The sequence below is a fragment of the Enterococcus camelliae genome (assembly GCF_042685105.1).
In the GTDB taxonomy this organism is placed as follows: domain Bacteria; phylum Bacillota; class Bacilli; order Lactobacillales; family Enterococcaceae; genus Enterococcus_G; species Enterococcus_G camelliae.
In genome coordinates this window covers 17,680-25,629 of sequence record NZ_JBHUMO010000039.1, presented here as the reverse complement: position 1 = coordinate 25,629, position 7,950 = coordinate 17,680, and the positions used below count along the sequence as shown (strand labels likewise).

The 7,950-nt window shown below is 31.7% G+C and carries 9 protein-coding genes and 1 pseudogene; 8 read left to right on the top strand and 2 right to left on the bottom strand.

Annotated elements, in window-relative coordinates:
- On the bottom strand, positions 1-342 hold a 342-nt coding region (locus ACFSR0_RS05735), incomplete at its 3' end, for a transposase family protein (protein ID WP_379980794.1).
- Between the two features lie 509 nt (positions 343-851).
- Entirely contained in the window at positions 852-1,811 is a 960-nt protein-coding gene (locus ACFSR0_RS05730) for an IS30-like element IS1062 family transposase (protein ID WP_379980792.1), read from the bottom strand.
- Between the two features lie 94 nt (positions 1,812-1,905).
- On the opposite strand from ACFSR0_RS05730, the pseudogene ACFSR0_RS05725 reads away from it, so the two are divergent.
- The 8 genes and pseudogenes from ACFSR0_RS05725 to ACFSR0_RS05690 all read left to right on the top strand — a co-directional run.
- Positions 1,906-2,075 (top strand): annotated as a pseudogene (locus ACFSR0_RS05725) (IS3 family transposase); the annotation flags it as partial.
- Between the two features lie 651 nt (positions 2,076-2,726).
- Positions 2,727-4,229, top strand: a complete 1,503-nt coding sequence (locus tag ACFSR0_RS05720) for a BglG family transcription antiterminator (RefSeq protein WP_379980790.1) — start codon at positions 2,727-2,729, stop codon at positions 4,227-4,229.
- The gene (locus ACFSR0_RS05715; RefSeq protein ID WP_379980788.1) at positions 4,198-4,644 is read left to right on the top strand and encodes a PTS sugar transporter subunit IIA; all 447 of its coding nucleotides are present in this window, start codon (positions 4,198-4,200) and stop codon (positions 4,642-4,644) included. The genes ACFSR0_RS05720 and ACFSR0_RS05715 overlap by 32 nt, the downstream gene beginning before the upstream one ends.
- A 27-nt stretch (positions 4,645-4,671) precedes the next feature.
- A complete protein-coding gene (locus tag ACFSR0_RS05710; RefSeq protein WP_379980786.1) occupies positions 4,672-5,145 on the top strand; it encodes a PTS sugar transporter subunit IIA in 474 nt (157 codons plus the stop codon).
- Entirely contained in the window at positions 5,142-5,462 is a 321-nt protein-coding gene (locus ACFSR0_RS05705) for a PTS fructose transporter subunit IIB (protein WP_379980784.1), read from the top strand. The genes ACFSR0_RS05710 and ACFSR0_RS05705 overlap by 4 nt, the downstream gene beginning before the upstream one ends.
- A 12-nt stretch (positions 5,463-5,474) precedes the next feature.
- Positions 5,475-6,527 (top strand): PTS fructose transporter subunit IIC, encoded by a 1,053-nt coding sequence (locus tag ACFSR0_RS05700; protein WP_379980782.1) that lies wholly within the window; start codon positions 5,475-5,477, stop codon positions 6,525-6,527.
- 15 nt (positions 6,528-6,542) lie between these two features.
- Positions 6,543-7,214 carry a bifunctional 4-hydroxy-2-oxoglutarate aldolase/2-dehydro-3-deoxy-phosphogluconate aldolase gene (locus tag ACFSR0_RS05695; RefSeq protein ID WP_379980780.1) on the top strand — a complete coding sequence of 224 codons (672 nt, stop codon included), beginning with the start codon at positions 6,543-6,545 and terminating at the stop codon, positions 7,212-7,214.
- Positions 7,204-7,932, top strand: a complete 729-nt coding sequence (locus ACFSR0_RS05690; RefSeq protein ID WP_379980778.1) for a transaldolase — start codon at positions 7,204-7,206, stop codon at positions 7,930-7,932. Before ACFSR0_RS05695 ends, ACFSR0_RS05690 begins: the two co-directional genes overlap by 11 nt.
- Positions 7,933-7,950 lie beyond the last annotated feature (18 nt).

Here is a 7,950-nt window from a genome sequence, read left to right as displayed (position 1 = left end):
CGCTACATAATAGGTTTTGGCAGAAAACGTATGATGGCACTGAGTACAACGAAAACGCTGTTTGTACAGGTGTAGATAAGTTGGTACTTCTTGATACGGAAGCAGCTGAATCCAACTATCATGATAAGCATGACGGATGACAGAATCAAATCCACAACATTCACAACGATGCGCTTCTCCGGTTAATAAGCCGGTAAATACATTGGCCATACGGCCATGAACGCGCTCTTTACTAATGGCATCTTTCGAAAAGGTAATATGGGAATCTTTGATATTCAAGATTTGTTTGATAGAATGACTTGTCTTTTCATCCGTACATTTGATATTCTTAGTTATGGACATTTGGTTATCCTCCTATGATTTTTTTTTGCCGATTTAATTATAGGACAACCAGATGTCTTTTTGTTATAAAAAAATATTTGGCGCCACTACTCAGCTTGAGTAGCAACACCAAATATTATAGAACTGAAAAAGTGCACGTTTTTTTATCTATTTTGGATAAAAATCGTGTATTTTTTTGCGTTTAAAAAATCGATTTCAATAGATAAGGACAGTATTAGAGAGTTAAATGTTCTTGAAATCATAAAATGTGGAAAATTAGAAAAGAAACTGCAGGTTTTTGGTGCAATGAAAAAGCAAAATAGCGAGTGTCTTGTACCAAATTAGCTGAGGATGTGTTCTTGTAATGGTATAGAATAAAAATGGAAATGTTTGTTGGAATGATGAGAAAATACTTTGGGAGATATGGAAAAAAGGGGGAATGAACGAAGAAATTTTGTCCCGTTCCATGTCAAAAAATGGTTGTTCACCGGGTAATTCCGATTGTGAAGTTTTTTTTGACGTATTAATTGTCAAATTAAGTTAGACAATTCCTCTTTGCATATGTGACTCAAGAATACTTCTATTGGTGTTTTATAGTTTAATGATTTTCGAGGGATATTATTTCTTTTCGATGCAATAGATTGGATAAAAGATTCATCAACTTCGTTGAAATCCATTTGCTTGGGTAAACCATCTTTACGTAATAAACCATTAGAGTTTTCATTTAACCCTCTTTGTGATGGTGTACCAGGATCTGCAAAATAGATATCAATATCATTGATATTACTGATTGATTTCCAATTTGAAAATTCCTTTCCACAATCAAAAGTCATTGATTTGAATAGATGCTTAGGTACAGATTGCATCCATTGGTTCAAACGATTTTCAATATCTATAGCTCGTCTGCCTTCTGGCTGAAGAGTGATGATTACTTTAGATAATCGCTCAATGAGAGTAATAACAGCACTTTTGTGCTTTTTACCCACAATAGTATCCCCTTCAAGGTGGCCAAATTCTTGATTGAATTTAGAATAATCATTTCCTCTGTCACGAAGTGATCGACGAAAAGATTGTTTTCCCCGAGTTTCTTTGTGTCCGTTGGCTTTACGTTTTCCTTTCATAGGTAGGTGAGTCACTTCAAATACGCCTTGTTTAAACATACGATAAAGTGTACGCATAGAACAAGAAATAGAAAACTCTGCACGGCCAACAATCACATCAGGTGTCCAACCTTGAACAACCCTCTTTTGAATATATTCTGTTTGTTCATCTGATAAGACAATAGGACGTCTGCCACAGCGAGTTTTATTCTTCTTGTATTGATTGAAATAATCTAGAGCATTGTGCCCTGTTTTGAAAAATTGGTAAACTTTATGAATCGTTTGTCTAGATCTATTCAATAGTACTGCGGTTTTGGCTACAGATTGATGATTATTATAATACGCCTCTATCATTGCAAGTTCATTTGATGTAAGATGGGTATAGGTCATTTGTCTTCACTCCTTATAATTCTTTTGCGGGAACTATCTTGAGTGTAGCACAAATGACTTTTTTATTTGTCTAGCTTAATTTTACAATCGGCGACGCTTAAAAAATGAAGTTTTTTTCCAACATGATTAAAAAAAACAGCAATCAATCAGTTTATAAACTATCTAGATTATGCTATCCATTGGTATAATAATCATCGAATTAAGTTAACTTTAGGAGGATTGAGTCTCCTTGAGTATCGTAAAATGCATGGTTATACTTGTTAAAAAAGTCCAGAAAAATATCCGCGCCATCCGTGTGTGTACTTTTGCCATAAACACAAGTGGTGTCTTTTTAATAATTCTAAAAATAGCGGAGCTTAATCAGTTGAATATTCGAAACAATTTTAATTACCTGTTTACAGAAATTCCGAATTTTTCTGTATTAAATGAACATGTACGTGAAGTTTGTTTTTTGTCTTGGTCTAATCAAGTAGCGAAAAATTGCCGTTATAAGTAGCCTAAAGTCAAAAAATATGAAATTTAGGCTATTTAACGTGGTAAATAAATTAGGCTTAATATTTCACTATTTGATGCTTACGTTTAACTTAAAAGGAATTGGTACTAAATAAAGGGTGATTGTTACTAGTAATTTGGAATCTGCTGAGGGTAGCAAAGTATTTATCAATTTGTGCATTGCAATGCCTTTAGCTGACTGTTAATTCATCACACAAATATCTTAGAAATCATTATCAAGGTGTTCCCTTAAAAATTTTTATAGCAAATCAAACAATCAAAAAATGATTTCAATTTTGTGTATGATTTTCTTTCAAAGTAAAACTATTCATGATTATCAAATTGACCATTACAAAGGACATATTTATAAAAGCGTTTTCTTTTCTTTGGTTTATTATTAAATCAAACGAGGGAGGTGAGATAATGAACAACGCTCCACAAAGATTGCTAGAGATACTTTCTAAAGCAGAGAGCTATTTGACATCTAAGGATCTGTCAGAGAAGCTTTTAGTTTCAAAAAAAACTGTATATAGATTAATCACAAGGATTAATGAACAAACGTACCCAGATTTAATGATAATAAGTGAACGAGGAAAAGGATATAGAGTAGATTATGATTTATTCATTAAAAATTTTATCCATAACCATAATTTAAATATAAACTACTCCCCACTAGGGAGAAGAAATTATACTTTGATTCAATTGTTAATTCAGTCTCCAAAAACAATAAGCGAACAAGAATTATTTGGAAGGTTTTTTGTCAGCGATTCGGTAATTTATAATGACGAGCAATTTATAGAAAAGTGGTTAAATTCATATGACATTAAATTAGTAAGAAGAGAGAAAAAAATTGGAATTAATGGGGAAGAGGAGGATATTAGGAGAGCTCTGTTAGATTTATATGATAAATATAAAATCATTGATTTAAATGATATCAATAGTATTTGCGGTGAGTTTAATCAATTTGATGTAAACTTTTCTTTAGAATTAATCGATAAAATGGAATCTAAACTTGGTTTTTTGATTTCTTATCCTTATAATATAAATCTTTTTACGCATATATGCATATTGATTGAACGAATAAGAAATAATCAAATTATTGATGAAGGTGTTGTTCATAGCCATGAAATAGAAAAGTTAATTGTAGAAAATGAAGAAATTTTTCAGGTGGCAAACCTTTTTGTTTATTCAATAAAAAAGTACGTAAATAAGAATCTACCTGAGGAAGAAGCCTATTATTTATTCCAGTATTTATTGTCTTCAAGAATATCTTTTCAGAATAAAAAAAATCAACAACAATTCACTGATGATGTTAAACTTATTACCCAGCGTTTTATTCAGCTTTTTTTTGATAATAAACCACAAAAAAATGTTGATCAAAGCTTGTATGGGAATTTATTGCGACATGTTAAGCCAATGCTAAATAGATTAAAAAATAATTTTAAAGTCAAGAACAATCTTCTAATAGATATTGAAGGAGAATATCCATCGATTTTTTTGAAATTAAAAGAGGTATCTAAAAAAATTGAATTTGAATACAATTTGAGCTCGATTTCTGATGATGAAGTTGGATTTATGACATTATATTTTGCGGAATATCTTGAAAAGTATTCTGCGAAAATCAGTATTTTAATTGTGTGTACAACAGGTGTAGGAACTTCGGAATTGTTAAAAGTAAAGATTCAAAAAATTTTTCCAGAATTGGATATTGTTGATGTAGTAGCTAGTACCAATGTGAAAGAAAAATTAAAAAATTTTTCAAAAAAAATCGATTTAGTAATTTCTACCGTGAATATTTTTACAGATAATTTTATGCCAAAGGTACTTCTCGTGAGTTCAGTATTTAATGAAAAAGATCAAGAAAGATTAAGAAATTCTTTAAGGAGTCTGCAAAATGAGAATACAAGATCTACTAAAGAGAAGTAATTTAATAAAATTATCCAAAACATATGAAAGCAAGGAATTCTTATTTATTGACTTTATAAATCATTTTTTTGATAGATATGATGAGAGTAAAAAAGCTCGTTTTGTTTTAACACTATTAAATCGCGAAAAGATGGGTTCAACTTATATTGGGAAGCAAATGGCTTTAGCACATATGATATCTTCTGAAATTGAGAAATCACAAATCTATATTTGTTTTTTAAAAGAACCTTTTCTAGAGTGGGATGATGAAGAAAATTTTGTAAAGATAGTAATCGTTTATTGCCTTAGAAATAATGTAGATGAATTTGAGACAATAAAAAAATTTTCTAAAAGATTAGCTTATGAAACAATAAAAAATGAAATAAGTAGTGTTGAATATGATAATCTTTATGATTATTTTATAAACAAGAATTGAGATAAAGAGCCAGGGGAGGTGTTACTAATGTTAGTAAATAAAAATTTAGTTTTTACAAATAGTGATCTAATATCGAAAGAACAAATACTAGAATTCTTAGCGAAAAAAGCATTTGAAGAAAATTTAATAAATGATATATCAAGCTATGTTAAAGCGGTAGAGGATAGAGAAAAGATTTTTTCCACTGCGGTGGGTTACCATGTAAGTATTCCACACGGGAAAAGTGAAAGCGTTATGAAACCCTTCATAGCTTTTTTAAGAACCAGTCAAAAAATACATTGGGATAATAATGACAATAGAGATGATTTAGTAGACCTTATTTTTCTAATAGGAGTTCCAGAAGAGAAATCTCAAAAACTTCATCTAAAAATTTTAGCTAGCATCAGTAAAAAAATTTTGAATGAATCCTTTAAAGAAAAACTTACTAATGCTTCAACTGATGAAGCATTCGAGCTTTTAAGAGAAATAGAACTTAATGTGGAAAGAGGGATAGATCAATGAAAATTGTAGGGGTTACTGCATGTCCAACTGGAATTGCCCATACTTATATGGCACAAGAATTGTTAGAAAATGAGGGTAAGAAAAGAGGCATTGAGATAAAAATTGAAACTCAAGGCAGCATTGGAATTGAAAATGAATTAACACAAGAAGAAATAGACGAGGCTGATGTAGTAATTTTGGCGATTGCTGTCATGATTGAGGGTGAAGAAAGATTTGAAGAAAAACTAATTTATAATGCTGACGTGAATGAATCAATAGCACATCCTAATTTAGTTATTGATGAAGCTATTCGTTTGATTAGTAAAAATGCAGATTAAGGAGAAATTAGAATGACTAAAGGCAAACAAACACTTAAAGAAATTCAAAAGGCACTTTTAAGTGGTGTGTCGTTTATGATGCCTGCTGTTGTGGCTGGCGGTATTATGTTGGCGATTTCATTAGCTACAGGAGAGAAGAGTGACACAGGTGTAAAAGTAACTAATGAATTTATGAAAAATATTAATGCGTTAGGTTCTGCAGGATTTGCAATGATGATTCCTATTCTTGGTGGATATATTGCCTATTCTATAGCTGGAAAACCAGGATTGGTACCTGGCATGGTTTTATCTTATATAGCTAACAATCCATTAGGCGATTCTCAAGTAAAATCCGGATTTCTTGGCGCAATGGTTGTTGGACTATTGTCTGGCTATATGGTTCGTTGGATGAAGTCATGGAGAGTTCGTAAGGAAATCAAAGCTATTCTTCCCATCCTAGTAATTCCATCCATTTCAGTATTTGTAATTGGATTATTTTATATTTATGTTGTGGCGACGCCATTAGCATTTTTAATGCAAGGGCTTACTAGTGTTATGCGTTCGTTAAATGGAACTAGCTCAATATTATTGGCCTTATTTATCGGACTTTTTGGTGAGTTTGATATGGGAGGTCCTGTTACAAAATCTGTATCGATGTTCACTCTAGCACTTATGAATGAAGGAATATACGAACCAAATGGTATGTTTAGAATTGCTGTGGCTATTCCACCTTTAGGAATATTTCTAGCTACTGTGTTATTTAAAAATAAATTTGATCAGGGTGATAGAAATGCTGCGATGGCTGCGGGAATCATGGGTTGTATAGGAATTACTGAAGGAGCAATCCCATTTGTTGTTTCTGATATTAAACGTGTTTTGCCTTCATGTATGATTGGTACTGCTGTTGGTACGATTATTGGTGCTATTGGAAAGGTTAAATGCTACGTACCTCACGGAGGATTTATTGTTCTTCCGGTTGTGACAAACAAATTATGGTTTATTACAGGGATTCTTGCAGGAGCTCTTGTTACTGCATGCCTATTAGGCCTTCTTAAGCCAAAAAAAGAAGAATTAGCTGTTCTTTAGAAAGGAAAGATTAACATGACTTCAGATGCAAAAAATTTTATTCTAGAACACAAGATTATTGCTATTTGCCGAGGAATTTATGGAGAAGACTTAAAAAAACTAGCTCAGTCACTCTATAAAGGAGGTGTGAAATTAATGGAGGTTACGTTCGATCAGAGTAATTCAAATAATTTGGAAGAAACAAAAAATGCAATTCGAATGCTTAGAAATCATTTTAAAGATAAAATGAAATTTGGAGCTGGAACAGTCATCACTATTCCTCAAATATATGCTGCTCAAAGTGCTGGAGCAGAATTTATTATATCACCAAATACTGATAAAGAAATCATTTGGAAAACTCATGATTTAAACATGGTTTCTATTCCGGGTGCAATGACACCTACGGAAATATTACAAGCTCATTATGCGGGTGCGGATTTTGTAAAGCTATTTCCTGCAAAAACAATGGGATTAAACTACTTTAAAGATGTGAAGGCTCCAATAAACCATGTTCCATTAATTGCAACAGCAGGAATAACAAATGACAATATAGGTGATTTTCTGGATGCAGGAGCTGTAGGTGTGGGCATTAGTGGCTATTTAACTGATAAAAAATTAGTATCAGAAGGTAAATTTGATACTTTGGAGGAACATGCCAATATTTTGACAGAAATTGTTAACGGAAGAAGTGTTAAGAATGATCAATAGTAGAAACTGGTTTTCTAATATTTCAATTTTTTCTGATGGTGCTGATTTAAAAAAAATGAAACAAAGCTATGAAACTGGATTGGTTAATGGTTTTACGACAAATCCATCCTTAATGAAAAAGGCCGGTGTGACTGATTACTTAAAATTTGCAAAAGAAGCGGTAGATATATTTCCCAATTTATCTATTTCATTTGAAGTATTTGGGGATGATGTTAATGACATAAAAAGAGAGGCGCATATTTTAACAAATTTAGGGAGAAATGTTTTTGTTAAAATACCAATTATTAGTATACATGGAACTAGTAATGCTAAGATTATTGAAGAATTATCATCTGAAGAAATTAAACTGAATATTACGGCTGTTACGACAATATCACAAGTTGAAGAAGCTGTAGATTCATTTGGGTTAAATACTGAGAACTATGTATCCATTTTTGTAGGTCGTTTAAATGATGTAGGTATAGAAACTGGAGAATTTGTGAAGCAGAGTAAAAAAATCTGCGAGAAGAAAAAAAATACAAAGCTACTTTGGGCCTCTACTAGAGAATTATATAATATTAAACAGGCTAAAGAATTAGGCTGTGATATAATTACTGTTCCTCCTGAATTGATAGATAAGTTAAACACTAATGAGAAAAGTGCTATTTCTGTCTCTCTTGATACTGTGAGAGGTTTTCAAAAAGATATTGAGTCCTTAGGGTTTTCTATAGAAGAGTAGAAAGAGAGGTAACTATTT

Coding starts and splice junctions, on each gene's coding strand:
- ACFSR0_RS05690 (WP_379980778.1), top strand. CDS start 7,204: ATGATCAATAGTAGAAACTGGTTTTCTAATATTTCAATTTTTTCTGAT.
- ACFSR0_RS05720 (WP_379980790.1), top strand. CDS start 2,727: ATGAACAACGCTCCACAAAGATTGCTAGAGATACTTTCTAAAGCAGAG.
- ACFSR0_RS05700 (WP_379980782.1), top strand. CDS start 5,475: ATGACTAAAGGCAAACAAACACTTAAAGAAATTCAAAAGGCACTTTTA.
- ACFSR0_RS05730 (WP_379980792.1), bottom strand. CDS start 1,811: ATGACCTATACCCATCTTACATCAAATGAACTTGCAATGATAGAGGCG.
- ACFSR0_RS05715 (WP_379980788.1), top strand. CDS start 4,198: ATGAGAATACAAGATCTACTAAAGAGAAGTAATTTAATAAAATTATCC.
- ACFSR0_RS05705 (WP_379980784.1), top strand. CDS start 5,142: ATGAAAATTGTAGGGGTTACTGCATGTCCAACTGGAATTGCCCATACT.
- ACFSR0_RS05710 (WP_379980786.1), top strand. CDS start 4,672: ATGTTAGTAAATAAAAATTTAGTTTTTACAAATAGTGATCTAATATCG.
- ACFSR0_RS05695 (WP_379980780.1), top strand. CDS start 6,543: ATGACTTCAGATGCAAAAAATTTTATTCTAGAACACAAGATTATTGCT.